This is a genomic window from Citrobacter sp. NCU1, from assembly GCF_010231475.1.
In the GTDB taxonomy this organism is placed as follows: Bacteria; Pseudomonadota; Gammaproteobacteria; order Enterobacterales; family Enterobacteriaceae; genus Citrobacter_D.
The window spans coordinates 56,376-82,393 of the sequence record NZ_NRDO01000021.1; the positions used below are offsets into that span (position 1 = coordinate 56,376).

The 26,018-nt window shown below is 49.2% G+C and carries 28 protein-coding genes and 2 tRNA genes; 19 read left to right on the top strand and 11 right to left on the bottom strand.

The annotated features are described in order from the left end of the window. Nucleotides 1-5: 5 nt before the first annotated feature. A complete protein-coding gene (locus CJP72_RS08455) occupies nucleotides 6-245 on the bottom strand; it encodes a DUF1289 domain-containing protein (RefSeq protein ID WP_162380428.1) in 240 nt (79 codons plus the stop codon). Nucleotides 246-397: 152 nt separating this feature from the next. On the opposite strand from CJP72_RS08455, the gene CJP72_RS08460 reads away from it, so the two are divergent. The 4 genes from CJP72_RS08460 (at nucleotide 398) to rnt (ending at nucleotide 3,551) form a co-directional block, all read left to right on the top strand. Next, complete coding sequence (locus CJP72_RS08460; RefSeq protein ID WP_162380429.1) at nucleotides 398-997, top strand: TetR/AcrR family transcriptional regulator; 600 nt, start codon at nucleotides 398-400, stop codon at nucleotides 995-997. A 57-nt stretch (nucleotides 998-1,054) separates the two neighbouring features. After that, on the top strand, nucleotides 1,055-2,152 hold the full coding sequence (nemA, locus tag CJP72_RS08465; RefSeq protein ID WP_162380430.1) for an alkene reductase: 1,098 nt from the start codon (nucleotides 1,055-1,057) through the stop codon (nucleotides 2,150-2,152). Nucleotides 2,153-2,249: 97 nt separating this feature from the next. Continuing rightward, complete coding sequence (gene gloA, locus CJP72_RS08470) at nucleotides 2,250-2,657, top strand: lactoylglutathione lyase (RefSeq protein WP_162380431.1); 408 nt, start codon at nucleotides 2,250-2,252, stop codon at nucleotides 2,655-2,657. A 246-nt stretch (nucleotides 2,658-2,903) separates the two neighbouring features. After that, nucleotides 2,904-3,551 carry a ribonuclease T gene (gene rnt, locus CJP72_RS08475; RefSeq protein ID WP_162380432.1) on the top strand — a complete coding sequence of 216 codons (648 nt, stop codon included), beginning with the start codon at nucleotides 2,904-2,906 and terminating at the stop codon, nucleotides 3,549-3,551. A 71-nt stretch (nucleotides 3,552-3,622) separates the two neighbouring features. On the opposite strand, the gene grxD is transcribed toward rnt, so the two are convergent. After that, nucleotides 3,623-3,970 (bottom strand): monothiol glutaredoxin 4, encoded by a 348-nt coding sequence (grxD, locus tag CJP72_RS08480; protein WP_003832760.1) that lies wholly within the window; start codon nucleotides 3,968-3,970, stop codon nucleotides 3,623-3,625. A 338-nt stretch (nucleotides 3,971-4,308) separates the two neighbouring features. On the opposite strand from grxD, the gene CJP72_RS08485 reads away from it, so the two are divergent. Together CJP72_RS08485 and sodB are read left to right on the top strand one after the other, a co-directional pair. Next, entirely contained in the window at nucleotides 4,309-5,139 is an 831-nt protein-coding gene (locus CJP72_RS08485; RefSeq protein ID WP_162380433.1) for an NlpC/P60 family protein, read from the top strand. Between the two features lie 127 nt (nucleotides 5,140-5,266). Beyond that, nucleotides 5,267-5,848 (top strand): superoxide dismutase [Fe], encoded by a 582-nt coding sequence (gene sodB / locus CJP72_RS08490; protein WP_162380434.1) that lies wholly within the window; start codon nucleotides 5,267-5,269, stop codon nucleotides 5,846-5,848. A gap of 41 nt (nucleotides 5,849-5,889) precedes the next feature. Here sodB and CJP72_RS08495 read toward each other — a convergent pair whose 3' ends face one another. Next, a complete protein-coding gene (locus tag CJP72_RS08495) occupies nucleotides 5,890-7,068 on the bottom strand; it encodes an MFS transporter (RefSeq protein ID WP_162380435.1) in 1,179 nt (392 codons plus the stop codon). A gap of 166 nt (nucleotides 7,069-7,234) precedes the next feature. Beyond that, nucleotides 7,235-7,324: a cytochrome bd-I oxidase subunit CydH gene (gene cydH, locus CJP72_RS08500; RefSeq protein ID WP_000102276.1), complete on the bottom strand. Its 90-nt coding sequence runs from the start codon at nucleotides 7,322-7,324 to the stop codon at nucleotides 7,235-7,237. A 296-nt stretch (nucleotides 7,325-7,620) separates the two neighbouring features. Between cydH and purR the strand changes: the two genes are divergently transcribed. Next, nucleotides 7,621-8,646 (top strand): HTH-type transcriptional repressor PurR, encoded by a 1,026-nt coding sequence (purR, locus tag CJP72_RS08505; RefSeq protein ID WP_162380436.1) that lies wholly within the window; start codon nucleotides 7,621-7,623, stop codon nucleotides 8,644-8,646. Here the strand turns inward: purR and punR are convergent. Beyond that, nucleotides 8,643-9,575, bottom strand: coding sequence for a DNA-binding transcriptional activator PunR (gene punR / locus CJP72_RS08510; RefSeq protein WP_162380437.1), 933 nt, complete (start codon nucleotides 9,573-9,575; stop codon nucleotides 8,643-8,645). The genes purR and punR overlap by 4 nt on opposite strands. A 112-nt stretch (nucleotides 9,576-9,687) precedes the next feature. Between punR and punC the strand changes: the two genes are divergently transcribed. Together punC and cfa are read left to right on the top strand one after the other, a co-directional pair. Continuing rightward, entirely contained in the window at nucleotides 9,688-10,893 is a 1,206-nt protein-coding gene (punC, locus tag CJP72_RS08515) for a purine nucleoside transporter PunC (protein ID WP_162380438.1), read from the top strand. Nucleotides 10,894-11,186: 293 nt separating this feature from the next. After that, a complete protein-coding gene (gene cfa / locus CJP72_RS08520; RefSeq protein ID WP_162380439.1) occupies nucleotides 11,187-12,335 on the top strand; it encodes a cyclopropane fatty acyl phospholipid synthase in 1,149 nt (382 codons plus the stop codon). Between the two features lie 41 nt (nucleotides 12,336-12,376). Here cfa and CJP72_RS08525 read toward each other — a convergent pair whose 3' ends face one another. Beyond that, nucleotides 12,377-13,018 carry a riboflavin synthase subunit alpha gene (locus CJP72_RS08525; RefSeq protein WP_162380440.1) on the bottom strand — a complete coding sequence of 214 codons (642 nt, stop codon included), beginning with the start codon at nucleotides 13,016-13,018 and terminating at the stop codon, nucleotides 12,377-12,379. Between the two features lie 219 nt (nucleotides 13,019-13,237). On the opposite strand from CJP72_RS08525, the gene mdtK reads away from it, so the two are divergent. From mdtK to CJP72_RS08550, 5 genes are all read left to right on the top strand, one after another. Beyond that, a complete protein-coding gene (mdtK, locus tag CJP72_RS08530) occupies nucleotides 13,238-14,611 on the top strand; it encodes an MdtK family multidrug efflux MATE transporter (protein ID WP_162380441.1) in 1,374 nt (457 codons plus the stop codon). A gap of 440 nt (nucleotides 14,612-15,051) precedes the next feature. Continuing rightward, nucleotides 15,052-16,185 carry a porin OmpC gene (ompC, locus tag CJP72_RS08535; protein ID WP_162380442.1) on the top strand — a complete coding sequence of 378 codons (1,134 nt, stop codon included), beginning with the start codon at nucleotides 15,052-15,054 and terminating at the stop codon, nucleotides 16,183-16,185. 271 nt (nucleotides 16,186-16,456) lie between these two features. Continuing rightward, nucleotides 16,457-17,794: a cation:dicarboxylate symporter family transporter gene (locus CJP72_RS08540; protein ID WP_162380443.1), complete on the top strand. Its 1,338-nt coding sequence runs from the start codon at nucleotides 16,457-16,459 to the stop codon at nucleotides 17,792-17,794. A gap of 283 nt (nucleotides 17,795-18,077) precedes the next feature. Further along, nucleotides 18,078-18,154, top strand: a tRNA-Val gene (locus tag CJP72_RS08545). A gap of 4 nt (nucleotides 18,155-18,158) precedes the next feature. Beyond that, nucleotides 18,159-18,235, top strand: a tRNA-Val gene (locus tag CJP72_RS08550). A gap of 350 nt (nucleotides 18,236-18,585) precedes the next feature. On the opposite strand, the gene CJP72_RS08555 is transcribed toward CJP72_RS08550, so the two are convergent. Further along, entirely contained in the window at nucleotides 18,586-19,059 is a 474-nt protein-coding gene (locus tag CJP72_RS08555; RefSeq protein ID WP_162380444.1) for a hypothetical protein, read from the bottom strand. After that, nucleotides 19,056-19,847, bottom strand: a complete 792-nt coding sequence (locus CJP72_RS08560; RefSeq protein ID WP_162380445.1) for a winged helix-turn-helix domain-containing protein — start codon at nucleotides 19,845-19,847, stop codon at nucleotides 19,056-19,058. The genes CJP72_RS08555 and CJP72_RS08560 overlap by 4 nt, the downstream gene beginning before the upstream one ends. 428 nt (nucleotides 19,848-20,275) lie before the next feature. Here CJP72_RS08560 and CJP72_RS08565 point away from each other — a divergent pair, with 428 nt between their 5' ends. The 5 genes from CJP72_RS08565 to CJP72_RS08585 all read left to right on the top strand — a co-directional run bounded on the left by CJP72_RS08565 (nucleotide 20,276) and on the right by CJP72_RS08585 (nucleotide 23,532). After that, complete coding sequence (locus CJP72_RS08565; RefSeq protein WP_162380446.1) at nucleotides 20,276-20,593, top strand: DUF3302 domain-containing protein; 318 nt, start codon at nucleotides 20,276-20,278, stop codon at nucleotides 20,591-20,593. Between the two features lie 124 nt (nucleotides 20,594-20,717). Next, entirely contained in the window at nucleotides 20,718-21,854 is a 1,137-nt protein-coding gene (locus tag CJP72_RS08570) for an HlyD family secretion protein (RefSeq protein WP_162380447.1), read from the top strand. A gap of 19 nt (nucleotides 21,855-21,873) precedes the next feature. Continuing rightward, a complete protein-coding gene (locus CJP72_RS08575) occupies nucleotides 21,874-22,224 on the top strand; it encodes a helix-turn-helix domain-containing protein (protein WP_162380448.1) in 351 nt (116 codons plus the stop codon). 248 nt (nucleotides 22,225-22,472) lie between these two features. Next, a complete protein-coding gene (locus CJP72_RS08580; RefSeq protein WP_162380449.1) occupies nucleotides 22,473-22,613 on the top strand; it encodes a hypothetical protein in 141 nt (46 codons plus the stop codon). Nucleotides 22,614-22,722: 109 nt separating this feature from the next. Further along, nucleotides 22,723-23,532 carry an MBL fold metallo-hydrolase gene (locus CJP72_RS08585; protein ID WP_162380450.1) on the top strand — a complete coding sequence of 270 codons (810 nt, stop codon included), beginning with the start codon at nucleotides 22,723-22,725 and terminating at the stop codon, nucleotides 23,530-23,532. Between the two features lie 59 nt (nucleotides 23,533-23,591). On the opposite strand, the gene CJP72_RS08590 is transcribed toward CJP72_RS08585, so the two are convergent. Genes CJP72_RS08590 through CJP72_RS08600 form a run of 3 tightly spaced genes read right to left on the bottom strand, consistent with a single transcriptional unit; the run spans nucleotide 23,592 to nucleotide 26,002 of the window. Further along, nucleotides 23,592-24,548, bottom strand: coding sequence for a hypothetical protein (locus CJP72_RS08590; protein ID WP_162380451.1), 957 nt, complete (start codon nucleotides 24,546-24,548; stop codon nucleotides 23,592-23,594). Between the two features lie 3 nt (nucleotides 24,549-24,551). Further along, nucleotides 24,552-25,337 (bottom strand): thiosulfate reductase cytochrome B subunit, encoded by a 786-nt coding sequence (gene phsC / locus CJP72_RS08595; RefSeq protein WP_162380452.1) that lies wholly within the window; start codon nucleotides 25,335-25,337, stop codon nucleotides 24,552-24,554. Then, entirely contained in the window at nucleotides 25,334-26,002 is a 669-nt protein-coding gene (locus CJP72_RS08600; protein ID WP_162380453.1) for a 4Fe-4S dicluster domain-containing protein, read from the bottom strand. The genes phsC and CJP72_RS08600 overlap by 4 nt, the downstream gene beginning before the upstream one ends. Nucleotides 26,003-26,018: the final 16 nt, after the last annotated feature.

Genomic DNA, 26,018 nt, shown 5'->3' on the forward strand with positions numbered 1-26,018 from the left:
CGCTTTTAAAAGAGTGAAGGTTGTTGCGGATCTTCCTGGGGGGCGGATTTGTTTGCACGCAATCTGCGCATCAGACGCTGACGGCATAAGCGCAACACGTCTTGTTTTTCGCTGTCGCTCATTTTTTGCCAGTTAAAACGCTCATCCCGGCTGCGCAGACATCCACGACAAAACCCACGTTCATCCGACTGACAGATACCGCGACACGGGCTCTGGACGGGAAAAAACTCCAACTGCTCAGCCACATCCCCTCCTTAAATAAGTGGTCATACACACCCTGCTTCCTGTTGCGGCGCTCCGCCGGAAGAATGACCTGTATATGACAATTGAAGACGCTAACCGAAATTCTGGCAACTCTTGTTGCATTAGACCGACTGGTCTATTACACTCTTTTCCCATGAACAAGCAGACTGAACATGACACACGCGAACATCTTCTGGCAACTGGCGAAAAGCTTTGCATGCAGAAAGGCTTTACCGGAATGGGGTTGAGCGAACTGCTGAAAACCGCCGAAGTGCCTAAGGGTTCGTTTTATCATTATTTCCGCTCTAAAGAAGCGTTTGGCGTCGCGATGCTGGAACGTCATTATGCGGCGTACCATTTGCGTCTGGCGACGCTACTGGAATCCGGAGCGGGAAATTATCGCGACCGGGTACTGGCGTACTATCAGGAAACCCTGAACCAGTTTTGCCAGCAAGGCAGTATTAGCGGTTGTCTAACCGTTAAACTTTCCGCTGAAGTGTGCGATCTTTCGGAAGATATGCGCACCGCGATGGACAAAGGCGCACGGCACATTATTGCACTGCTGGCGCAAGCGCTGGAAAAAGGGCGTGATAGTCACTGTTTGTCGTTTGTCGGTGAACCTCTGCAGCAGGCGCAGGTGCTTTATGCGCTGTGGTTAGGGGCGAATTTGCAAGCCAAAATTTCGCGTAGCGCCGCACCGCTGGAAAGCGCGCTGGCGCATGTAAAAACCATCGTTGCAACGCCTGCCGTTTAACAGGCGTTTTTATTTACTTTATCACTAGACGACCGGTCTACTCAGGAGTCATCCACCATGTCATCCGAAAAATTATTTACCCCGCTGAAAGTCGGTGCCATCACCGCTGCAAACCGCGTATTTATGGCCCCTCTTACACGCTTGCGCAGTATTGAACCTGGTGATATTCCGACACCGTTAATGGCGGAGTATTATCGTCAACGCGCAAGTTCTGGATTGATAATCTCTGAAGCCACACAGATTTCTGCCCAGGCGAAAGGTTACGCTGGCGCTCCAGGGCTACACAGCCCGGAACAGATTGCGGCATGGAAAAAAATCACTGCCGGCGTTCACGCTGAGCAAGGTCATATTGCCGTTCAACTTTGGCACACCGGGCGTATCTCTCATTCCAGCCTTCAGCCAAATGGCCAGGCGCCAGTATCAGCGTCAGCCATTAGCGCCAATACCCGTACCTCTCTGCGCGATGAAAACGGCCAGGCGATCCGCGTAGACACCTCAATGCCGCGCGCGCTGGAAACCGAAGAAATTCCGGGTATTGTGAACGATTTCCGCCAGGCGATTGCGAACGCGCGTGAAGCCGGATTTGATCTGGTGGAGCTGCATTCGGCCCACGGTTATCTGCTCCACCAATTTCTCTCCCCGACCTCAAACCACCGTACCGATCAATATGGCGGTAGCGTAGAAAACCGGGCGCGTCTGGTGCTGGAAGTGGTGGATGCCGGTATTCAGGAATGGGGAGCGGATCGCATTGGTATCCGCGTGTCGCCAATAGGCTCTTTCCAGAATGTGGATAACGGCCCGAACGAAGAGGCCGACGCGTTATATCTGATTGAACAACTGGGCAAACGCGGTATTGCTTATCTGCATATGTCCGAGCCGGACTGGGCGGGTGGTCAGCCATACAGCGAGGCATTCCGTGAAAAAGTCCGTGCGCGTTTCCACGGCCCGATCATCGGCGCAGGCGCTTATACACCTGAAAAAGCCGAGGATCTGATGGCGAAAGGGTTGATCGATGCCGTGGCATTTGGTCGTGCGTATATCGCCAATCCGGATCTGGTTGCGCGTTTGCAACGTAAAGCCGAACTCAACCCACAGCGCAGTGAAAGTTTTTATGGCGGTGGCGCGGAAGGCTATACCGATTACCCTACTCTCTGATCCCACCTTCGGTATTCCTTCATTGATAGCGGCGTAAAATCGCCGCTATACTAAAACAACATTTTGAATGTATTGACCATTTTAAAGAGGAATAACAATGCGTTTACTGCATACCATGTTACGCGTCGGCGATCTGCAACGTTCCATTGATTTTTACACGAAAGTGTTGGGCATGAAGCTGCTGCGCACCAGCGAAAACACCGAATACAAATACTCTCTGGCGTTCGTTGGTTACGGTGAAGAGCGTGATGAAGCGGTGATTGAGCTGACCTATAACTGGGGCGTGGATAAATACGAACTGGGTACTGCTTACGGTCATATTGCCCTGAGCGTGGATAACGCCGCCGAAGCCTGCGAGCGCATTCGCCAGAATGGCGGCAACGTCACCCGTGAAGCTGGCCCGGTCAAAGGCGGCACCACAGTGATTGCGTTTGTTGAAGATCCAGATGGTTACAAAATCGAACTGATCGAAGAGAAAGACGCCGGTCGCGGTCTGGGTAACTAATGCCTGCCGGGCGCAGGGTCTCTGCGCCCCTTTATCTTATCCAGAAGCCATTATTGGTAGGACAATTCATAGACAACCGACGCAGAAACTTTCCCGTCGACAATAGTGTTGTCTGAGGGTTCCCACAGGCAGTCTGATAGGACCTCAACATAGTATACGGGGTGTCGATATCCCGCTTTACCATTCCCGTTAGCAACAAAATTTGGCATAATGCGCGCTGCAATTTTTCTGTATTAAGAGACCCTGATGTCCGATAACGCTCAACTTTCCGGTCTGTGTGACCGTTTTCGTGGTTTTTATCCTGTCGTGATCGATGTCGAAACGGCCGGGTTTAACGCCAAAACCGATGCGCTGCTTGAAATCGCCGCCATCACACTGAAAATGGATGAACAAGGCTGGTTGATGCCGGACACGACGCTGCATTTCCATGTCGAACCGTTTGAAGGGGCAAACTTACAACCTGAAGCGCTCGCCTTTAACGGTATCGATCCGTCGAATCCACTGCGCGGTGCTGTCAGCGAGTACGACGCATTGCACGCCATCTTCAAAATGGTGCGTAAAGGCATCAAAGACAGCGGTTGCAACCGGGCTATCATGGTTGCCCATAACGCCACCTTCGATCACAGCTTTATGATGGCAGCAGCAGAACGCGCATCGTTGAAGCGTAATCCGTTCCACCCCTTCGTAACCTTCGATACCGCAGCACTCAGCGGTCTGGCCCTGGGGCAAACGGTGTTGTCAAAAGCCTGTCTGGCGGCAGGTATGGAGTTTGATGGCACCCAGGCGCACTCCGCCCTCTATGACACCGAACGCACTGCCATCCTGTTTTGCGAAATCGTTAATCGCTGGAAACGCCTTGGCGGATGGCCGCTACCTCTGCCGGAAGAGGCTTAATCGCGTTTCTCTGGCGGAACAACCCATAAAAAAAGCGACCAGAAAATGGTCGCTTTTTTTATTTCCGCTGATTACTCAGCATCAGGTTCTTCGGTTTTGTATTTTGCCGCAGTTTCTTTAATCAGTTGCTGCAACTCGCCGCGCTGATACATTTCGATCAAAATATCACAGCCGCCAACCAGTTCACCATCAACCCACAGTTGCGGGAAGGTTGGCCAGTTTGCGTATTTCGGTAATTCTGCGCGAATATCCGGATTCTGCAGGATATCAACATAGGCAAAACGTTCGCCACAGGCAGACAACGCCTGGACAGCCTGTGCAGAGAAACCGCAGCTAGGCAGTTTTGGAGAACCTTTCATGTACAGGAGAATCGGGTTTTCAGCGATCTGGCGCTGGATTTTTTCGATAGTGGTGCTCATTGTCTTGCTTCCTTTAACTTCTTTTACGGCAGTAGTCTGACATTGTAGCGGGTCAGGCTGGCAACGGAAAATAACATTTTCATTACGCTTTATTATTTTATCCCCTGACACGATAAGTTGCATTCTCTATATTTCTTATCCTGTAAAACAACACGCCATAGACTCTCCGGTGACCCTTTTTAGCACGAGCTGTTGATTTTTTTTGCAGTCGCTTACGAAATAGGGTTTTCGATGATAAAAGCGGTTAACTTTCTGTGCTTTTATGGATTAGAATCGACAGGTTTTGTAAATCACACGCAGGCATGATAACAGCCTGCCATTAACCAGGGGATTGCTCAGTGGCGCGGATAAACCGAATCTCGATCACGCTCTGTGCTTTACTTTTTTCGACACTCTCATTCACCTCTCCGGCGGATGCCTCCCGGCAAGCCAGGGAGACGTCTGCTGTTTCCCATGTGGCAAAAACTGCGGATAAACATAAAAACGCGACGACCAGTAAAAAAACAACCAAAACCAGTCAGAAAACCGTCAAAAAAGCCGTCAGCAAATCCAGCGTCAAAACCGCCTCCTCATCCAAAAAGCGCGCGACCTCACCAACGAAAACCAGCAAAAGCGCAAATCGTCGGGTCTCCCCAACGACGGCAAAAACAGCCGCCGTCACTTTCAGCGAAAAATGCACGCCACGCAAAGGTCGTAAGCCGCATTGTGTGAAAGTGAAAGATACCACGCCTGTTTCGCTTGCCGATGCGCATAAGGTCAGAGTACAGAAAGCGACTAAAACAGCGATGTCCACGTTGATGAATCAGATTGGCAAACCGTATCACTGGGGTGGCACCTCGCCACGTACCGGTTTTGATTGCAGCGGTCTGGTCTATTATGCCTACAAAGATCTGGTGAAGTTCCGTATTCCTCGTACGGCAAATGAAATGTACCACCTACGCGATGCCTCACCGATTGAGCGTGATGAACTGATGAATGGCGATCTGGTCTTCTTCCGAACTCAGGGGCGCGGTACGGCGGATCACGTCGGCGTGTATGTCGGCAATGGCAAATTTATCCAGTCTCCGCGTTCGGGGCAGGAAATTCAGATAACCTCACTGAGCGAAGATTACTGGCAACGCCACTATGTCGGCGCCCGCCGTGTCATGACGCCAAAAACCATTCGTTAATCTCTTACCCTGTTGTTTACGCAACAGGGTAAGTTCTTCTTTTGCATCACCTTTCAATTTGCTACCCTATCCTTACGTACTTTGAGGCTATTGTACGTACCCAATATTAATAATAAGGAGAGAAGCAATGTCGTTCGAATTACCTGCATTACCGTATGCCAAAGATGCGCTGGCACCCCATATTTCTGCCGAAACACTGGAATACCACTACGGCAAACATCATCAAACCTATGTGACGAATCTCAACAACCTGATCAAAGGTACCGCCTTTGAAGGTAAATCGCTGGAAGAGATCGTACGTAGTTCAGAAGGCGGCGTATTCAATAACGCTGCACAGGTCTGGAACCACACGTTCTACTGGAACTGTCTGGCACCAAACGCAGGCGGCGAACCAAACGGTAAACTGGCTGACGCGATCGCCGCATCCTTCGGAAGCTTTGCTGCATTCAAAGCGCAATTCACCGATGCTGCGATTAAAAACTTCGGTTCAGGCTGGACCTGGCTGGTAAAAGGGACTGATGGAAAACTGGCTATCGTTTCTACGTCCAACGCGGGTACTCCGCTGACTACGGATGCCACCCCGCTGATGACCGTTGACGTGTGGGAACATGCTTACTACATCGACTACCGTAATGCCCGTCCTGGCTACCTGGAGCATTTCTGGGCGCTGGTAAACTGGGAATTCGTTGCGAAGAACTTCGCAGCGTAATTAAGACAACGCAGAAGGTATCCCTTCTGCGTTTTTACTTTTCACTCCATCGATGAGCGGGCGACATATGCCGTTTCTGGTTGCCTTCTCCCTGAAACAAAGACCAGCAATAACGCCAGTCCCGCGACAATAGCGCCCATCACCGGAACAAAGCTATACCCCAGACCACCGGAAATCACCGCGCCGCCTGCCGCCGCGCCTAACGCATTCCCGAGATTAAATGCCCCGATATTCACCGATGAAGACAACCCCGGCGCTTCACTGGCAACGCGCATCACGCGCATCTGCAAAGGCGGTACGACGGCAAATGTCGCGGCACCCCACACTACCATACTCACTGCCGCGCCCAGATCAGTTCGCGCCAGGAAAGGAATGGCCAGCATGATAACCATCAGCAACAGTAAGAAACCTTTCAGAGTACCGGTGACGGAACGATCGGCCAGTTTGCCGCCTAAATAGTTACCGAGCGAAAATCCAACGCCGATCAAAACCAGCATCACGGTCACAAATGCTGGCGTGGCATGGGCGATGTTTTGCAAAACGGGGGAAATATAAGTGTAGAGGGTGAACATGGCTCCCGCGCCCAGCACGGTAGTAAGCAACGCCGAAAGCACTTGTGGACGTAACAAAACAGCCAGTTCTTTGCGAACCTCTGGTCGTTCCCCTGCACCGCCTTTCGGCAGAGAGAAGAATAAACTGAGCATGGCAATCACACCCAACCCCGCGGTCGCTAAAAAGGACATCCGCCAGCCAATGGTTTCCCCAAGCCATGTGGCTGCAGGCACGCCGCCAATGTTCGCGATGGTTAATCCCATAAACATCGTCGCCACGGCGCTGGCCTGTTTATGTTTTGGCACCACACTTGCCGCCACGACTGAACCCAGTCCGAAAAAAGCGCCGTGATTAAGGCTGGTTAAAATGCGCGATAACATCAGGGTGGTGTAATCCGGCGAAATAGCCGACAGGACGTTGCCCAGCGTGAAAATGGCCATCAAAAAAATCAGCGCGTTACGACGAGCGCGGTGCGATAGCAACAGGGTCATCAGCGGCGCCCCCACCATCACACCCACCGCATAAGCGCTGATGAGCATCCCGGCAGCCGGAATGGAGACATTCACTCCATGAGCGATGACGGGCAACAGGCCCATCGGAGAGAATTCCGTGGTTCCAATACCAAATGCGCCAATCGCAAGCGCCAGTAAGGGATAATTGATTTTCATACGTCGACTCCGCTGCACCGTGCCGCGAAGCGACACCCGATAAGAGCCAAAAGCATGACATCAATCACAAAAATAATAAAGTTAACAGAATGGCAAAAGACTTTTGCTGATTTAGTAACAATGAAGGGGCGAAGCGATGAGGGGGAGCACGCTCCCCCACGGTAGATCAGTGCAGTGCTGCGGTCAGACCACCCGCTACGATCAGGCCCAGGACAATAAGGGTGGTGATTAACGAAAACTTCAGATCGGTGCTCATCAAATTTGCTCCTTTTTATTTCCACACAAAAAGTGATATTGCGCATTTTTACACACCTGGATGTAAAAATCTCCCAGGATTTATATTGATAACTACTTTTAACTCTTCCCCTTTTCGTCAAGATCAGACAAAATTCCACGCTTACTTGATTAGCGTACCGGCCATTGACCCCCTCCTGACGTTTCGTGTCGTTTTCCCGGCGTGCCGCAACCCTGATGTTGCGATAAGGGTGTGTAAAGGCAAACGTTTACCTACAGTATTTTCAGGAGTTTGGATATGGTCTGGAGTGAAATGTAATGGCAACAATTAAAGATGTAGCGAAGCGAGCAAACGTTTCCACTACAACCGTATCACATGTAATTAACAAAACGCGTTTTGTCGCAGAAGAGACACGCAATGCCGTCTGGGCTGCTATCAAAGAATTGCACTACTCACCGAGTGCAGTCGCCCGTAGCCTGAAGGTGAATCACACTAAATCTATCGGCCTGCTGGCAACCAGCAGTGAAGCCGCCTATTTCGCTGAGATTATTGAAGCCGTTGAGAAGAACTGCTTCCAGAAGGGCTATACCCTGATTCTTGGCAATGCCTGGAATAATCTTGAAAAACAGCGGGCTTACCTCTCCATGATGGCGCAAAAGCGTGTGGATGGTCTGCTGGTGATGTGTTCGGAATACCCAGAGTCTCTGCTTTCTATGCTTGAAGAGTATCGCCATATTCCGATGGTGGTTATGGATTGGGGTGAAGCGAAAGCTGATTTTACCGATACGGTCATCGATAACGCTTTCGAAGGCGGGTATATGGCCGGTCGTTATCTGGTTGAACGCGGTCATCGTGAGATCGGCGTCATTCCAGGCCCGATGGAGCGTAACACGGGGGCCGGTCGCCTGGCGGGCTTTATGAAGGCGATGGACGAAGCGCTGATAAAAGTCCCGGAAAACTGGATTGTGCAAGGCGATTTTGAACCCGAGTCAGGTTATCGCGCGATGCAACAGATCCTTTCTCAGACCCATCGCCCCACAGCGGTATTCTGCGGTGGTGACATCATGGCAATGGGAGCGCTTTGTGCTGCCGACGAAATGGGTTTACGCGTACCGCAGGATATTTCGCTGATCGGTTATGACAATGTGCGTAACGCGCGCTATTTCACACCAGCGCTGACCACCATTCACCAGCCGAAGGACTCTCTGGGTGAAACGGCCTTTAATATGCTGTTAGACCGTATCGTTAACAAACGTGAAGAGTCGCAGTCCATTGAAGTCCACCCGCGACTGATCGAACGTCGTTCGGTTGCTGATGGTCCGTTCCGCGACTATCGTCGTTAAGCCTCCCCTGCGGGAACCTCTTCAGGTTCTCGCAACCACTCTTTGTTCAGCGTTTCGCTGTCACCTAAATATTCCAGCAGCCAGGCTAATGCGGGCGACGTGTCATTTTGCTGCCAGGTCAGACAACATGCCGCATCCGGGAATGGATTCTCCAGTGTTAACGCGACCCATTTACCGCTGTCGATCCACGGTTTTGCAAAATGCGTGGGCACCATACCGACACATAATCCGGCGGAAAGACAGGTCGCTGACGACTCCCAATCCGGTACGATCACCCGTTTCTGGTTATCCAGCAGCCAGGTGATACGTTTAGGCAAGGTGCGTGACGTGTCTTCACGGACCAACGACGGCCAGTTTCGCAACGTATCATCACTCAAAGGACCGGGCATCGCCGCCAGGGGATGATGGCTTGCCACCACACAATTCCAGCTCAACATTCCCATATCGCGAAAGGTATAGCGTCCTCCAACGGGGATCGCCTGCGTCGCCCCAATGGCCAGTTCCACACGTCCATCGGAAAGCGCATCCCAGACGCCGTTGAACACCTCCTGAGAAACGACCAATTCAACGTCGTCAAAATGGCGGTAGAAATCAACAATCATCTGCCGGGTGCGTTCTGGCCGTACAATATTGTCCACGGCAATGGAAAGCTGACCTCGCCAGCCATTAGCAATCTGTTGGCACTGCTGACGGGTGATCTGCATTTTTTTGATAACAGAGCGCCCTTCTTTTAAAAACCAGGCGCCGGCGGGCGTCAATTCCACATCCCGATGGCGTCGTTCAAACAAGGGCACCGCCAGCCACTCCTCAAGTTGACGTACGGTATAGCTGACTGCAGAGGGCACGCGATGCAACTCCTGAGCGGCGGAACTGAAGCTACCGTTGCGCGCGACAGCATCAACAACTTCAAGTGAATATTCTGACCACATATTCTGCCTACAAAAATTTTGAATTCAGTAGACAAATATTAGCGTTTCACAACATGAATTTCACTCCCTACACTCTGCGGCAATGTCTTACTGATAAAAAAGAGATTGTATTATGCAACCGGGAAAAGGGTTTTTAGTCTGGCTGGCTGGCCTCAGCGTACTGGGTTTTCTGGCAACGGATATGTACTTACCGGCATTTGCTGCAATTCAGGCCGATTTGCAAACACCGGCCTCTGCCGTCAGCGCCAGTCTGAGTCTGTTCTTAGCCGGATTCGCCGTCGCACAGCTCGCCTGGGGCCCGCTGTCCGATCGTTATGGTCGTAAACCCATATTATTGCTCGGCCTGTCCATCTTCGCTCTGGGAAGTCTGGGTATGCTGTGGGTAGAAAGTGCAACGGGCTTGCTGGTTCTGCGCTTTATTCAGGCTGTTGGCGTGTGTGCGGCCACAGTTATCTGGCAGGCGCTGGTGACGGATTACTACCCTTCGCAAAAAGTGAACCGTATTTTTGCCACCATTATGCCACTGGTCGGGTTGTCGCCTGCGCTGGCCCCGCTGTTAGGTAGCTGGATCCTCGCGCATTTTTCGTGGCAGGCCATTTTCGCCACGCTGTTTGCGATTACGCTGATACTGATGTTGCCAGCCCTGCGTTTAAAACCCACCGCAAAAGCGCGTGACAATAGCCAGGATAAACTGACGTTCACCACCCTGCTGCGTTCGAAAGCCTATCGCGGAAACGTACTGATTTACGCAGCCTGTTCTGCCAGTTTCTTCGCATGGTTAACCGGTTCGCCGTTTATCCTGAGCGAAATGGGTTATAGCCCCGCAGTGATTGGTCTCAGTTATGTTCCGCAAACTATCGCCTTCCTGATTGGCGGGTACGGTTGCCGTGCAGCGTTACAAAAATGGCAGGGGCAACAGCTGTTACCCTGGTTATTGCTCACCTTCGCACTGAGCGTCGTCGCTACCTGGGCGACCAGTTTTATTAACCCTGTATCGCTGACCGAAATTCTGATCCCATTCTGTGTGATGGCTATCGCCAACGGTGCAATTTACCCTATCGTTGTGGCTCAGGCATTGCGCCCATTCCCGCAAGCCACCGGGCGCGCAGCAGCATTGCAGAATACGTTGCAGTTGGGTCTCTGTTTCCTGGCAAGCCTGGTGGTCTCCTGGTTAATCAGCACGCCATTGCTGACCACCACCAGTGTCATGTTATCGACCGTTGCTCTCGCAGGATTGGGGTATTGGATGCAGTCGCAGGCGAGTGAGTCAACGCATCACACCACTCACTCTGAGCTGGCACATAACGATTCGCACTAAAAATAACGTTAATAGCCACTCATTAGCTTGCTAACATTTTTCGGTTGTTTCACCGATTATTGAGGCCTATACTAATTTTCGGCTGTTATATAAATACGATAAATATTACGATCTAACGGAAGCCGGAGCGCTTCCGTTTAACCAGGGAATGGTCTTTTCGGCAAGGGTTCTCCCTTCCTCTGTTCTACGTCGGATTATAGACTCGCGGACTTTTTCCGTGAGATTTCTCACAAAGCCAAAAAAGCGTCTACGCTGTTTTAAGGTTCTGATCACCGACCAGTGATGGAGAAACTATGAGTTCATCGTGTATAGAAGAAGTCAGTGTACCGGATGATGACTGGTACCGTATCACCAACGAATTATTGAGTCGTGCAGACGTTGCCATCAACGGTCCTGCCCCGGCTGACATTCAAATTAAAAACCCAGATTTTTTCAAGCGCGTATTGCAGGAAGGATCGTTGGGTTTAGGTGAAAGTTACATGGATGGCTGGTGGGAATGCGAACGGCTGGATATTTTCTTCAATAAGGTTCTGCGCGCAGGCCTGGAAAATCAACTTCCTCACCATTTCAAGGATACACTCCGCATCGCAGGCGCCCGCCTGTTCAATCTACAAAGTAAAAAACGCGCCTGGATAGTCGGCAAAGAGCATTACGATCTTGGTAATGACCTATTCAGCCGGATGCTTGATCCGTTCATGCAATATTCCTGCGCCTACTGGAAAGAAGCCGATACTCTGGAGTCTGCCCAGCAGGCGAAGCTAAAAATGATTTGTGAAAAATTGCAGCTTAAGCCAGGTATGCGCGTGCTGGATATCGGCTGCGGCTGGGGCGGATTAGCGCACTATATGGCGGCCAATTACGCGGTCAGTGTGGTGGGCGTAACTATTTCTGCAGAGCAGCAAAAAATGGCGCAACAACGCTGCGAAGGATTGGATGTCACCATCCTGTTGCAGGATTATCGCGACCTACAGGATCAGTTCGATCGTATTGTATCGGTAGGTATGTTTGAACATGTCGGTCCCAAAAACTACAACACCTACTTTGAGGTGGTTGACCGTAATTTAAAATCTGACGGTCTGTTTCTGCTGCATACCATCGGTTCTAAAAAGACCGACAACAATGTCGACCCGTGGATCAATAAATATATCTTCCCGAACGGTTGCTTACCTTCCGTGCGCCAGATTGCCAACGCCAGCGAACCGCATTTTGTGATGGAGGACTGGCACAATTTTGGCGCCGATTACGATACAACGCTGATGTCCTGGCATTCACGCTTTATAAAAGCCTGGCCTGAAATCGCAGATAACTACAGCGAACGCTTTAAGCGGATGTTCAGTTATTATTTGAATGCCTGCGCTGGCGCATTTCGCGCCCGCGATATTCAACTCTGGCAGGTCGTTTTTTCGCGCGGAGTTGAACACGGTCTGCGCGTTCCCCGCTAAAAAGGCAGCCCCCGAATTCTGCGGGGGCCACTCTCATATCTCTAGGCGTCATTCGCCAGATTATTTGCGACACTGTCCCGGGCAGCTAATACCCGCTCAACCGTATCAACAACCGCCTGGGTTTGCGGATCAATTTCGATATTCACGCGAGCGCCCAGCTTTTTCTTACCCAGCGTGGTGCGTTCCAGCGTTTCTGGAATAAGGTGAACACAAAAACGCGTTGCGGTAACTTCGCCCACAGTCAGGCTAATGCCGTCGATGCCGATAAATCCTTTGTACAGAATATATTTCATCATCTGCGGATCCTGCACTTTGAACCAAATCTGACGGTTATTTTCTGAGGTCAGAATTTTTGAGATTTCGGCGGTGGTCATAATATGGCCCGACATTAAATGCCCACCAATCTCATCACTGAATTTTGCGGCGCGCTCAACATTAACCACATCGCCCACTTTCAGCTCACCTAAATTAGTAATTCGCAAGGTTTCTTTCATCAAATCAAAACTGATCTGATTCCCCTTGATTTCGGTGACGGTCAAACAACACCCGTTATGCGCCACCGATGCGCCCGTCTCCAGCGCATCCAGCATGTATTCAGGTAATTCCACTACATGAGTGCGAAAATTCGGTTTTTCATCAATCGACACCAGTCTGGCGGTGCCCTGCACAATACCCGTAAACATACCTGTAACTCCTGAAATCAGTTTGAATATCTCTGCCCAGCACAATAGCAGGTGAAAATTCAGGTTGCCAGCAATGTGCCGCTCACACCTGTTTTTTCACTGGAGAATTACGTATTCCTCGCTACAATAGACTGCTAATTCCCCTGCATTTTCTTCTTGCTGCCACTTACGGCGGCTTTTCTGGTCTCTCAAATAACAACAAAAAAACAAGGTGTATACGTGCAAAAGTATATCAGTGAAGCGCGTCAGTTATTAGCTCTGGCAATACCGGTGATTCTCGCGCAAATCGCCCAAACCGCGATGGGATTTGTTGATACCGTGATGGCCGGTGGATACAGTGCCACAGACATGGCAGCTGTCGCCATTGGCACGTCCATTTGGTTACCGGCCATTCTGTTTGGTCATGGCCTGCTGCTGGCGTTGACTCCTGTCATCGCTCAGTTAAATGGTTCGGGACGTCGTGATCGTATCGCGCATCAGGTGCGCCAGGGATTCTGGCTGGCGGGGGGGGTCTCCGTCCTCATTATGGTCGTCCTGTGGAACGCCGGACATATCATCCGCGCAATGGATAATATTGATCCGGCGTTGGCCGATAAAGCGGTCGGTTATCTCAAGGCTCTGCTCTGGGGAGCGCCGGGATATCTGTTTTTCCAGGTGGCGCGCAACCAGTGCGAAGGTTTGGCCAAAACCAAACCCGGCATGGTAATGGGGTTCCTGGGACTACTGGTCAATATTCCAGTTAACTACATCTTCATTTATGGTCATTTTGGCATGCCGGAACTCGGCGGTGTCGGCTGTGGTGTTGCCACCGCAGCTGTGTACTGGGTGATGTTCATCGCGATGGTTTCATACATCAGACACGCACGTTCGATGCGAGATATTCGTAATGAGCCAGGATTCAGTAAACCCGACACTGCCGTCGTGAAACGGTTGGTGCAGCTAGGTCTACCGATTGCTTTAGCGTTATTTTTTGAAGTGACTCTCTTTGCCGTCGTGGCATTGTTGGTATCGCCGCTGGGTATTGTCGACGTTGCTGGTCACCAGATTGCTCTCAATTTCAGTTCGTTGATGTTTGTACTGCCCATGTCGTTGGCGGCTGCGGTGACGATTCGGGTAGGGTATCGTCTGGGTCAGGGTTCAACGCTGGATGCGCAGACTGCAGCCAGGACCGGTTTGGGCGTCGGTGTCTGCATGGCCATTATAACGGCGATCTTCACGGTAACCCTGCGTGAGCACATCGCCCTGCTCTACAACGATAATCCGGCAGTCGTTACGCTGGCGGCACAGCTAATGCTGCTGGCGGCGGTTTATCAGATCTCCGACTCTATTCAGGTCATTGGCAGCGGTATTTTACGTGGCTATAAAGACACGCGATCCATCTTTTTTATCACCTTCACCGCCTATTGGGTCTTAGGTTTACCCAGCGGATATGTCCTGGCGTTAACCGACCTGGTCGTTGATCGTATGGGACCGGCTGGCTTCTGGATGGGCTTTATTATCGGTCTGACCTCTGCAGCCATTCTTATGATGCTGCGTATGCGATACCTGCAACGCCAGCCTTCTACGGTGATTTTGCAACGCGCTGCGCGATAACGACGCAATCCCCACCTAAAAAGCAAAAAAAAGCCGAACACACACTGTGTGTTCGGCATCCAACAGATGAATAAATGAACTACTGCGTAAACAGAATATCACGCAAGTGCATATTCATTCCTCTCATTGCAGATTTAATAAATAAATTAAAAACTCATACTTGAGTCACAAAGCTAACGATAAAAAGAGCCGCACAGGTCTACGGCCAGATAATTATAACGATTTAAATATCCAAAACAAATACACAATACTAATGTGAAATATTATTTCATTCACCAAGCAAATGAACATTTCCATTGGTTACAACCGTATTAAGTGATAACAAATAATAAATAGTTAGGATTTGCTGAACTATTCAGATTTAGCTTAGGATGCTATTGATTCGATGAATCGCAATTAGTTCCATTTTCTAAAAATAAATTCGGTGTTTGAGGGATAAAATGAAAAGAAAAGTATTGGCTATCGTCATTCCAGCCCTGATGGCTGCTGGTGCAGCTCACGCAGCTGAAGTTTATAACAAAGACGGTAACAAGTTAGATCTCTATGGCAAGGTCGATGGTCTGCATTATTTCTCTGATGATACAGCTTCTGATGGTGATATGAGCTATATCCGTCTGGGTTTCAAAGGCGAGACTCAGATTACTGATCAACTGACTGGATACGGTCAGTGGGAATACAACGTGCAAGCCAACACCACGGAAAGCGACCACGGTAATGCGTGGACCCGTCTGGCGTTCGCAGGTCTGAAGTTCGGTGATTACGGTTCATTCGACTACGGTCGTAACTACGGCGTTCTCTACGACGTTGAAGGCTGGACCGATATGCTGCCAGAATTTGGTGGCGACTCCTATACCAAAGCGGACAACTTCATGACCGGTCGTGCGAATGGCGTTGCGACTTACCGTAACAACAACTTCTTCGGTATGGTTGACGGCCTGAGCTTTGCCCTGCAGTACCAGGGAGCCAACGAAAATCAGGTTACCGACGAAAATGGCCAGCTGTTCCAGGAAGGTACGGGTAATGGTGGCGACCGCAACGTTAAAAACTCCAACGGTGACGGTTTCGGTATTTCCTCGACCTATGACTTCGGTATGGGTGTGACGCTGGGTGCGGCATATACCTCTTCCGACCGTACTAACGAGCAGGCTGAGTTCTCTACCGCTGGCGGTGACAAAGCTGACGCATGGACTGTGGGTGGTAAATACGATGCGAACAACATCTATTTAGCCGCGATGTACTCAGAAACCCGCAATATGACGCCATATGGCGGTAATTCCGATACTATCGCAAACAAAACGCAGAACTTTGAGGTGACAGCTCAGTATCAGTTTGACTTCGGCCTGCGTCCGGCAGTTTCTTTCCTGATGTCTAAAGGTCAGGATCTGAACAACGCCGACGGCGACCAGGATCTGGTGAAATATGCAGATGTAGGTGCGACTTACTACTTCAACAAAAATATGTCCACCTATGTTGATTACAAAATCAACCTGCTGGATGAAGACGACAGCTTCTATTCCCGTAACGATATCGCCACGGATGACGTCGTTGCTTTAGGTCTGGTTTACCAGTTCTAATATTTTCCCCGTATCATGTAGCCCACCCTGAAATTGGTGGGCTTTTTTCTTATATTCTTCTGGCGACAGAAAATCCCCTTCTCCTTGTTTGGCTTAATATTCGCCACAGACAAATAAATTGATAAGATTCCATAACTTTTGTGTGCATCCAGAAGGCATACCTCCTTATAATCTTGCCCGGTTCTATGGCTTGTTTAAGACTTAGTTTTATTCACTAAAAACAAACTCTTTCCGGCATTTCAGGTGCTGAATGAGGCAAGAGGCTTAAAATATGTTCACCACTCTCGCATATGTTGCACTTTTTTTGTTCTGCTCATGGGCTGTATTTAAAATAGATCAGAAGCGTCAATCCCTTTCACGATCGGTCTTCACTGCTATTTTTTTAGGTGCCGCCATCGGTATCTCTCTTCATTTTCTGGCCACCGGGGACAGCAAAACCATTATTGAATGGTACAACATCGTCGGAAATGGTTATGTCAACCTGTTAAAGCTCGTCGCAATTCCACTGATTTTCATCTCCATTCTTTCTGCAATTAACAAACTCGAAAATAATGCCGGCATCGGTAAGATGTCTTTGACAATCGTCTCCTGCATGCTGTGCCTGGTGATGATCGCCGGATTCGTGGGACTGTTTACAGCACACGCCATTGGTCTGGACGCCAGCGCCTTTGGCCATCTGCAATCAACCCTGACGGCGGAGGATATCGACAAAACGGCCTCCGTATCATTACCTCAATTAATAACATCGTTGATTCCCACTAATCTATTTCTCGACCTCACCGGGGCAAGAAGCGTTTCCGTCATCGGTATCGTCATTTTTACGCTGCTTGCTGGCGTCGCGCTGTTAAAAGTCAAAAAAGAAGCCCCTGAGGAAGGTAAAAAATTAAGCGCTGGCATTAATGCCATACAAATTTGGGTAATGAAGATGGTTCGTATCGTCATTGCGCTGACGCCCTATGGGGTTATGGCATTAATGGCAAACGTATTTTCGACATATCAGCTTTCACAATTTACAAGTCTACTGGGATTTATTGCCGCCTGTTATCTGGCGGTGGCAATGATGTTTATCGTTCACGCCATTTTACTGGTGCTGAGTGGTAAAAATCCCATTCACTACTTTAAAACTGTTTGGCCAGTGCTTACCTTTGCATTTGCCTCACGAAGTAGCGCTGCATCAATCCCACTGGCAATATCTGCGCAGGAAAAATATGGCGTACCGAATACGATTGCCAATATTGCAGCGTCCTTCGGCTCCAGTATGGGACAAAACGGATGCGCCGGTATTTATCCGGCCATTATGGTGGCGATGATTGCACCGACAATGGGTATCGATCCGTTGTCTTTTCATTTTCTGGCAACCCTGCTTCCCGCAATCGCGTTAGGCTCCATTGGCGTCGCAGGTGTGGGTGGTGGTGGAACATTTGCATCACTGATCGTTCTGTCGACGCTGAATTTCCCGGTTGCGCTGGTCGGTATATTTATTGCGATAGAACCTGTCGTCGATATGGCCAGGACCGCGCTCAATGTGAATGGCTCAATGATGTCGGGGGTTCTGGCAACTCGGTTACTCAGTGACCAGGAGCAACAACGTAGCACAGCGATGAATTAACCCGTACCCAGGGTTTTCTCAATCATCGCGCTCTCCTCAGCGTTTACCCCAGAAGTAAGCGCTGAGAATGAGTCCCCCAACCCCACTTCTCTGACCATTCACCCGCCCCTTACAGACCTGAACAGGCACAATGCGCAAAAAATACGCTTTCACATCAACAAAATATAAGCAACTTGTATAAATACTCTGCGATTGAGTGAATTCAGACAGAAAAATACCATTTCCCTCTTGCCTCCTTCTGACTCTGCCGCTAATATTCGTCCCCGTTGTCACCTACAACGTTGCGTTCATAGCTCAGTTGGTTAGAGCACCACCTTGACATGGTGGGGGTCGTTGGTTCGAGTCCAATTGAACGCACCATTTTGCGTCCGTAGCTCAGTTGGTTAGAGCACCACCTTGACATGGTGGGGGTCGGTGGTTCGAGTCCACTCGGACGCACCATTTCACAATTTTGTGATTTGGTGCCATCTGTATTTTCGAGTCTCCCTCAAGATTTCACTCTCTTTTTTTAATGTAATATTGAGATTAGTTTTGTATTACTCGTCAAAAACATTTCCCAGTTATCTGTATCTACAAAATTGCTTTCGCCAACGATAAACTCACGTCTGCCAATTTCTTCTCCATCCATCGTCTTTTACCTATTACCTATTCCCTTTTAACGCAAGCTGGGCCATCACGTCTCTGCTCCCTGTGTGACGCTTGTTTTCCCTACGTCCTTTAGAACCGCCGTCCCCTTCCCCAAGCCTATGGATAACATTCCCATAGCCTGCTTCCCATTACTAACGAAGAAGTTAGTTAGCAACGGGCATACACAAGAACACAGGGAGTCTGTCATTCAGGATCGTATAGTTCCCATTTTTCAGGCGGTTAATTTTTAACCTAATCCCGCGCTGCGGCATCAGAAAAAAATCAGGCAACATATCATTCAGTTTGTTGCGTACGTCCCGGTTCATCGTATTGTCGTTTGTGACATCAGAAAACATCTGATAGATGTCCTTGTCCTTATCATAATTAAAGTTAACGACCCGGTGGAAATTTTCCTCTGATGAACCATGTTGGCGGAATGTCAGGAATACATCAAAAAAATTATCATTCTTGCCAATATGTAGAACCGACTTCATAGTCAGAACGTTTTGCCCATCATGCAAAATCGTTCTCGACTGACAGTTAATATCGGGTTCGTTATGCATGGACCGAATAAGCATAATGCCAGCCAACACCAGCACTGAAAAAATTGTTAATGAGTAAATCAGATTTTTTTTCATTTAGAATCATTCCAGTAAATATGCGTGACACATGTTTTCGCTCTGGCAAGAATATCATTGCAGTAAATAACCGATACGCGTGTTCGGGGGGTATTTACTGAAAGATATGCATGCGTCAATACCTTGCAGGTGATGCTAAACTTCCTGAAATAATCATTGAACTCGGACTGATTATTTTGTACGAAGTCGGGATACGCATAAATCTTGCATCCGTTACGTTCAGTGGCCAGCGTGTAGGTATCAAATAAACTGCGACTGTTTTCCTGAGAAGTATGCAGATAAGTCAAGATAAGTACGATGCTGGCTGCCAGAGCGCAGATAATGTAGAGCGCAATGCCTGGTGCCGATTTTGGTTTATTAATCGTTGTTGGGGCCGGTTCTTCAGCTAAACCATGCACGTTCTCGGAGGAAATGTTCGCCGCACTGACCTCCTCATTCGATGCAGTATCAGTGGTTATCTGAACTTCTGCACTTAATCTAAACCCCGCCCTGGGAACCGTGATAACGGCATCTGACAGGGCTGGAGAGGCGTTAGCCAGGCTTCGGCGCAGCAATGAGATATTCTGGTATAGCGCATTCGCAGGGATCTGGCTGGCTTCATTACCCCAGATATAATGAAAAAGATCGGCTTGTTTGACAACCGCAGGATATTGCTCGATCAGTATACCTAAGCAGCGACTGACTGGCTGATTTAGCTTAACAACGCGATTGTTCTCATTCAGTACAACAAGCACATTGTTGTTCTGATCAAAATGAACATTACCATTCAGAAGAATTTTTTGAGACATACCCCGTCGCCTTAGCATTGCAAACCAATAAAATTTTTTATTAAGAATTCATAAATTATAGCAAATCATCAAGAAATACATGTTGCTAACTTAAAATCAACACTCAGAAAACATAAGAACCTTATTAAGACACTGGTAATCGTTTGAATTTATTTGGTTTTTAGCTGAATGCATATATTTGTGTAATCATTGTTAATAAGCAGTCAGGTATTAACTCGAAAGAACAAATAAAATCTTAATAAAATAATTGGTATTTTTAAATAATTATCTCACTGGTACGATGTCATCCAGCGATAGAACGTTACTGGCATACACCCGGAATATAACAAAACTACCAGTAGTGCCTGTTACGTGAATGCACTGTCAAGATGCTATTTTTAAAAAACAACCCAAGGAGTAAATCCATTATGGCGATCTGGGGTGAGTAAATGCTGAATTATGTTGCTTTAGGTATGTTAATACTGGTGTGTGTTATTTGTTTTTACGCAATCATTATAATACATGACATACCATATGAGATTGCAAAAAAAAGAAACCATCCGCATGCAGATGCAATCCATGTTGCAGGTTGGGTGAGCCTTTTTACTCTCCATGTCATTTGGCCCTTTTTATGGATTTGGGCAACATTGTATCGGGAGGATCGTGGATGGGGTATGCAGGTAAAATCAGAGGCAGAACATCCAGATATGGCCGAACTGCTTCATCGACTCGAGAAGATGGAAAATTCCATACGGCAAAGAGAATAAAGGCATGTATTTCACAAATATAGTCATTGTTTTTCTGGTTTTGTATTTCTGCCTGATGTTTATCATGATTAAAATGTCGCCACAACTGGCGATGTTATTGATTAACTAGTAATGGTGAAAGAGTATGGATTTGCTGATTGTTATGACCTATGCCGCCATATCATGGGTTATATTTAAAGTATTCAACATCCCGGTTAATAAATGGAGCGTTCCCACCGCAGTGCTTGGGGGCATATTTTTGGTGAGCGGACTTATTTTGCTCATGAATTACAATCACCCTTATACTAACAACGCTCAAAAAGCGGTTATTTCAATTCCAGTTGTGCCGCAGGTTAGCGGTCATGTGATATCTGTAACGGATAAGCCAAACGCCCCCCAAAAAAAGGGCGATATTCTGTTTCGGATCGATCCGTCACGCTATCAGGCGCGGTTGGATAAACTTCTGGCTGATACCGTTACCGCCGAGCACGAAACGGCAGCACTGCAGTCGGAATTAGAAGAAGCCCAGGCTTTTACCCGTAAAGTTCGCGCCGAACGGGATCAAAGCAGCCAGGAATATTCCCGCTATATCAAGGGAAGCCAGGCCCAGGTGAATCCCTTCTCAGAACGAGATATTGATACCGCGAGACAAACGTTTTTGGGACAGGAAGCCAGCCTTAAAGCCGCTCAGGCCAAGGAGGCCCAGATCCAGCAGTTGCTGAAGAGTAAAATTAACGGCGACCAGTCGCAGGTCGCAAGCCTGAAGGCGCAAGTTGCAGAGGCGCGTTACGATCTGGAACAGACCACCGTCAGAGCACCGAGCGATGGATACGCCACTCAGGTTTTAATCCGTCCGGGGACTTATGCGGCAGCGCTTCCGCTTCGCCCGGTGATGGTCTTTATTCCGGCGCAACAGAAATTGATTGTTGCATCATTCCGCCAAAATGCCCTTCTGCGACTTAAAAGTGGGGATATGGCCGAAGTTGTGTTCAATGCGCTTCCTGGTCAGGTATTTCAGGCCAGACTGAAATCCGTGATCCCTGTTACGCCAGACGGGGGATATCAGGCATCAGGGACGCTTCAGACGCTCAGTACAACTGCGGGTAGTAATGAAGTGTTAGCCACCCTCGAACTTGATCCAGCAGTTGAGCTATCTCAATTACCTGATGGGATCGGTGCGCAGGTCGCTGTCTATTCCGATCGCTTCACCCATGTCGCGGTTATGCGAAAAATACTGCTACGCATGACCAGTTGGACGCATTACCTCTACCTTGATCACTAGTTTTGCGCAGGACACCATCATGAACAAACAGCACTTCATCGCCGCACTGTTGACCTGGATTGATGCTCATCTTGAGGAACCGTTATCCGTGGACGATATTTCCGAAAAATCAGGGTATTCGAAGAGATACCTACAGGCTTTGTTCAAACAGGAGACGGAAAATACGCTGGGTGATTACGTCAGAAAACGTCGGCTCGGAATGGCTGCGCAGGAGTTGCGAGGCGGTACAACGCCTATCTTAGACGTCGCTATCAAGTACCATTATAACTGCCAGCAAAGTTTTACCCGGGCGTTCAAGCGTGAATACCGGATTACACCGGCGCATTTTCGCAGAATCCACGAATCAATTCTCCCGTCGATAAACTCCTGACCGGGTATAACCCTGACTGTCATACCGGTACCTGTGCTGTAAGCAACGCGGGTACCGGAAAGCATAAAGAGTACCCTGCCGTGATATTATCTGTTTAATTTTTAAATAAGCGAGTGCGGGTGGCTGAACAGGCCTCGGTTAAACTGACAAGCCTGTCGCTCAGTAACAACTTGCACTTTGTTTGTTGATTATGCCCTTTCTGAAATATACTCAGGTGCTGATAAACACAGAAATAAAGCAGGTAGCTGATGGAAATTGATCTCGATAATCTGGTCTTTAACGGGCTGGAAGAAGCACAAGAGCGTAATGCAGAGCGTCTTGATGATGCAGACAAAAAAGCACCGGCGATTGTAGCCGATGATGACTGCGGCGATGCCTGCAAAATCTAATGTCTAAACCGGCGTACGCCGGTTTTTTTTAATGCCATTTATTCCCACTTGCTTATTGAGACTTCCCCGCAGATAACAGACAATTCAGCCTTCTGGCTGGAGAATAATCATGTCTTTGAAAATCAGCGTGCTACTTGAAAATCATCTGGCAAAAGAAAGTCATAATTCCCCGCCATTGATATCCAGACCCGGCCTCAGTTTGCTCATTGACGATGGTCACGACAGACTGCTGTTCGATACCGGTCCCGATGATAGCTTTCTAAAAAATGCCCTGAACATGGGGATTGATCTCAGCACGTTGACGGCAGTTCTCCTTTCTCATGGACACTATGATCATTGCGGAGGCGTACCGTGGCTCCCGGAGAACACGCGGATCATCTGCCATCCCACCATCAGTGAACCACGTTTTGCCGTACTCAAATTGGCCGGAATAACAGCAAAACTCAAAAAGTTGTCAATCGACGTCGATTATTCACGCTTGAAACAGGAACCGACATCAACACCGGTGGACATCAGTTCCCGCTTCATGTGGTCCGGTGAGATCTCAACCCCGTCACCAAAAGCCTATGGCGTACTTGACGATCCCGCGCAATCCACAGATTACATTCAGGATGAAGGGGTGTTGATCTATAAATCGGCACAGGGGCTGGTGATCATCACCGGTTGCGGCCATAAAGGGATTATCAACATTGTACGTCACTGCCAAAACATCACCGGCATCGCGCGTATTCATGCCATTGTCGGCGGGCTACATCTGCGTAGCGCATCTCCGTGGGCTTTATGGAAAATCAGACGTTTTCTACGCAAGCAAAACCCAACGTTTATTTTCGCCTGTCATTGCACCGGTTGGTGGGGAAAATTATGGTTGCCGTCACTGCATAGCCCGGCAACGGGAGATGTGGTCACTATTCCTGAATGAGAAACAACGCGGCGTGCGAATTTGGCAGCAACTGAACTGTATTGACTCTCCAGACTGACTCAACACGCCACAAACTGGTGATGTTCATTGAGCCGGTACTTTACCCCAGCCTGAATATTGTTCTCCCCTTCAATGGCAACGGCAAAGCGTGTGCGTACGCCATCATGATAGGCCAACGCGGCGCACCCTCCGGGTCCAAGAATGATGGAATCCACATGCCCTACACTGGCGATAACAGCATGCTCGCCACTGGCAATAATATGAACGTTATCACCACTATTGGCTATTTTGGGCTGTTCACCAAAGCAGGTAATGTGTGACAGATCGCCAGCGCTGGCGATATTGCTTCGGTTGCCGAGCGTACTGACTCGCACACGCATTCCTGTATTGGCGATACGTGTGCTATTTCCGGCGCTGCTCACGCGGGTGGAATTACCCGCCACCACCACACGGGCACGATCGCCTGAACTGCCAATGTGAGCGTTATATCCCACACTACCAATACGCACACCATAACCGGCACTGGCGATCTGTGTGGCATAACCGGCACTGCTCAGCCAGCCATTGTCTCCCGTGCTACCGATATAACTGTGGGTCCCCGCGCTGGCCACTTTAACATTGTCTCCGGCACAGCCTAACCGTACGTTATCGCCTGCACTGCAGATCTGCGCGCTGTTCTCCGCATTCGCCAATTGCTCTTTGTTTTTAACCGTGGACAATTGGCTGAAACAGGGGGCAATACTTTCTGCATCAAGGGGGAAAATGGCATTCGGCGGGGTCAGCGCATTCGCCAAAAAATCCATAGTACGAATATCCTGACGTACAAAGCTCTCTTCATTCAGCCACTTTGTCCACGCATATTCCACCAGACTGTTTGCCCAATCAGCATAGCCTTCGAACTGTAGCGTGCGATGTACGTCAGCGTAACTTCCGCCATCAGGAAAATGGCGAATAAACCATCGATACATTACGGGCCCGACACGCCAGGCCCGTAAATCCTTACACGTAATCACCATCGATTAATGCCGGTGGTAGCCATCTACCATACACTTGAAGGTTTCGCCTGGCGTGCGACCTGTTGTGCATAAATAGAGATGACCAAAGATGAAAAACAGGCTGGCAATAGACAATGCAAAATGCGCCTGCAACAGCCAGTAACGAACACCCGGGAACAGATCGCCGACAACCTGAGGATAAAGCGACAATAATCCGGTTATCAAAAGCAGCGGCAACAATCCATACATGACACCGACATAGGCAGCTTGCTGCAGCGGGTTAAACTTCGAACGTACGGTCGCCGGAAACGGGTGCGATTCCCCCTGCATAATGCCGAACAGATAGAAACGCGTCTGCCGAAGCGCACGGACAACCCACCCCTGGCGTTGGATAATGTAATGATGGCCGTTGCCTCCCGCCAGGTTAATCAACACAAATCCAATCCAGCATATCAGCAGCAGAAACCCACAAACTTCATGCACCGCCAGCAGACTTTTGATCGCCGACGGACTGGCGAGCGTGAAATGGTTAATCAGACCACTGACCAACAACAACAGAAATAACAACGCATTGGACCAATGCCATAACCTGACCGCTTTTGAGTACAAATAGACTTTCTCGCCGTGACTGGCGACCTGCTGACTCACCGATCGAAAACGTAACAGGGCGTGCAGCGCCAGCACTAACCCCATCGCCACCAGCATCAAGCCGGCGATCACCAACCAGACAGGCCAGTATTCCGCTGAAAACAGGGGCACGTAGTGGGCGAGCTGCGTGTGAAACTGTTCGGCATTCTGCGACGCGTTCATACATTTTCCTTTTTAATCAAATGTTGACCGAACCGGCGATACAGATGGGGTTTGCCTGCGCCTGGGAGTTGATGCTCGTAGTATTTGTTTTCCCGCAGCCATGCCTGAATTTCTGGACTGTCTTCACGCCCAAAAATCAATGCATGCTCTGGGCAGGCATTAACACAAATGGGAGGGAAGCCTTTCGCCAGACGGCTTTCAGCGCAGAAATCGCATTTATCCGCCACTTTGGTGTATGGATTGAGATAACGCACCTGATAAGGGCATGCGCCGATACAGTAGCTGCATCCAATACAGCGGGATGTGTCTACCCGCACAATGCCCTTTTCATCTCGCCAGGAAGCCCCGGTCGGACAAACATCAATACAGGGCGCATCTTCGCAGTGCTGGCAAGATTGACGAAAATAGTGATACAGCGTTTCATCTTCATTATCAGACACAGGGATATGCGCGATCGACAAACGACTCCCCTGCGCAGGGACATGATTCGTTTTACGGCACGCACGTGCGCACAAATTACAGCCATTACACAGTGATTCGTCATGAATCATGGCGTAGCGCACGTCTTTTGTTTTTTGCGTGCCAGCTACAACCTTTTGACCGGGACCGGTGAAAAAAATCACCGAGCCCATGCCAATAACAAATTTTCGTCGAGTGAAGGACATCGGGTTATCCTCTAAT

Excerpts from the sequence above, each read along its gene's own strand:
- CJP72_RS08460 (WP_162380429.1), top strand. The coding sequence starts at position 398 with ATGAACAAGCAGACTGAACATGACACACGCGAACATCTTCTGGCAACT.
- nemA (WP_162380430.1), top strand. The coding sequence starts at position 1,055 with ATGTCATCCGAAAAATTATTTACCCCGCTGAAAGTCGGTGCCATCACC.
- gloA (WP_162380431.1), top strand. The coding sequence starts at position 2,250 with ATGCGTTTACTGCATACCATGTTACGCGTCGGCGATCTGCAACGTTCC.
- rnt (WP_162380432.1), top strand. The coding sequence starts at position 2,904 with ATGTCCGATAACGCTCAACTTTCCGGTCTGTGTGACCGTTTTCGTGGT.
- grxD (WP_003832760.1), bottom strand. The coding sequence starts at position 3,970 with ATGAGCACCACTATCGAAAAAATCCAGCGCCAGATCGCTGAAAACCCG.
- sodB (WP_162380434.1), top strand. The coding sequence starts at position 5,267 with ATGTCGTTCGAATTACCTGCATTACCGTATGCCAAAGATGCGCTGGCA.
- CJP72_RS08495 (WP_162380435.1), bottom strand. The coding sequence starts at position 7,068 with ATGAAAATCAATTATCCCTTACTGGCGCTTGCGATTGGCGCATTTGGT.
- cydH (WP_000102276.1), bottom strand. The coding sequence starts at position 7,324 with ATGAGCACCGATCTGAAGTTTTCGTTAATCACCACCCTTATTGTCCTG.
- purR (WP_162380436.1), top strand. The coding sequence starts at position 7,621 with ATGGCAACAATTAAAGATGTAGCGAAGCGAGCAAACGTTTCCACTACA.
- punR (WP_162380437.1), bottom strand. The coding sequence starts at position 9,575 with ATGTGGTCAGAATATTCACTTGAAGTTGTTGATGCTGTCGCGCGCAAC.
- punC (WP_162380438.1), top strand. The coding sequence starts at position 9,688 with ATGCAACCGGGAAAAGGGTTTTTAGTCTGGCTGGCTGGCCTCAGCGTA.
- cfa (WP_162380439.1), top strand. The coding sequence starts at position 11,187 with ATGAGTTCATCGTGTATAGAAGAAGTCAGTGTACCGGATGATGACTGG.
- CJP72_RS08525 (WP_162380440.1), bottom strand. The coding sequence starts at position 13,018 with ATGTTTACGGGTATTGTGCAGGGCACCGCCAGACTGGTGTCGATTGAT.
- ompC (WP_162380442.1), top strand. The coding sequence starts at position 15,052 with ATGAAAAGAAAAGTATTGGCTATCGTCATTCCAGCCCTGATGGCTGCT.
- CJP72_RS08540 (WP_162380443.1), top strand. The coding sequence starts at position 16,457 with ATGTTCACCACTCTCGCATATGTTGCACTTTTTTTGTTCTGCTCATGG.
- CJP72_RS08555 (WP_162380444.1), bottom strand. The coding sequence starts at position 19,059 with ATGAAAAAAAATCTGATTTACTCATTAACAATTTTTTCAGTGCTGGTG.
- CJP72_RS08560 (WP_162380445.1), bottom strand. The coding sequence starts at position 19,847 with ATGTCTCAAAAAATTCTTCTGAATGGTAATGTTCATTTTGATCAGAAC.
- CJP72_RS08565 (WP_162380446.1), top strand. The coding sequence starts at position 20,276 with ATGCTGAATTATGTTGCTTTAGGTATGTTAATACTGGTGTGTGTTATT.
- CJP72_RS08570 (WP_162380447.1), top strand. The coding sequence starts at position 20,718 with ATGGATTTGCTGATTGTTATGACCTATGCCGCCATATCATGGGTTATA.
- CJP72_RS08575 (WP_162380448.1), top strand. The coding sequence starts at position 21,874 with ATGAACAAACAGCACTTCATCGCCGCACTGTTGACCTGGATTGATGCT.
- CJP72_RS08580 (WP_162380449.1), top strand. The coding sequence starts at position 22,473 with ATGGAAATTGATCTCGATAATCTGGTCTTTAACGGGCTGGAAGAAGCA.
- CJP72_RS08585 (WP_162380450.1), top strand. The coding sequence starts at position 22,723 with ATGTCTTTGAAAATCAGCGTGCTACTTGAAAATCATCTGGCAAAAGAA.
- CJP72_RS08590 (WP_162380451.1), bottom strand. The coding sequence starts at position 24,548 with ATGGTGATTACGTGTAAGGATTTACGGGCCTGGCGTGTCGGGCCCGTA.
- phsC (WP_162380452.1), bottom strand. The coding sequence starts at position 25,337 with ATGAACGCGTCGCAGAATGCCGAACAGTTTCACACGCAGCTCGCCCAC.
- CJP72_RS08600 (WP_162380453.1), bottom strand. The coding sequence starts at position 26,002 with ATGTCCTTCACTCGACGAAAATTTGTTATTGGCATGGGCTCGGTGATT.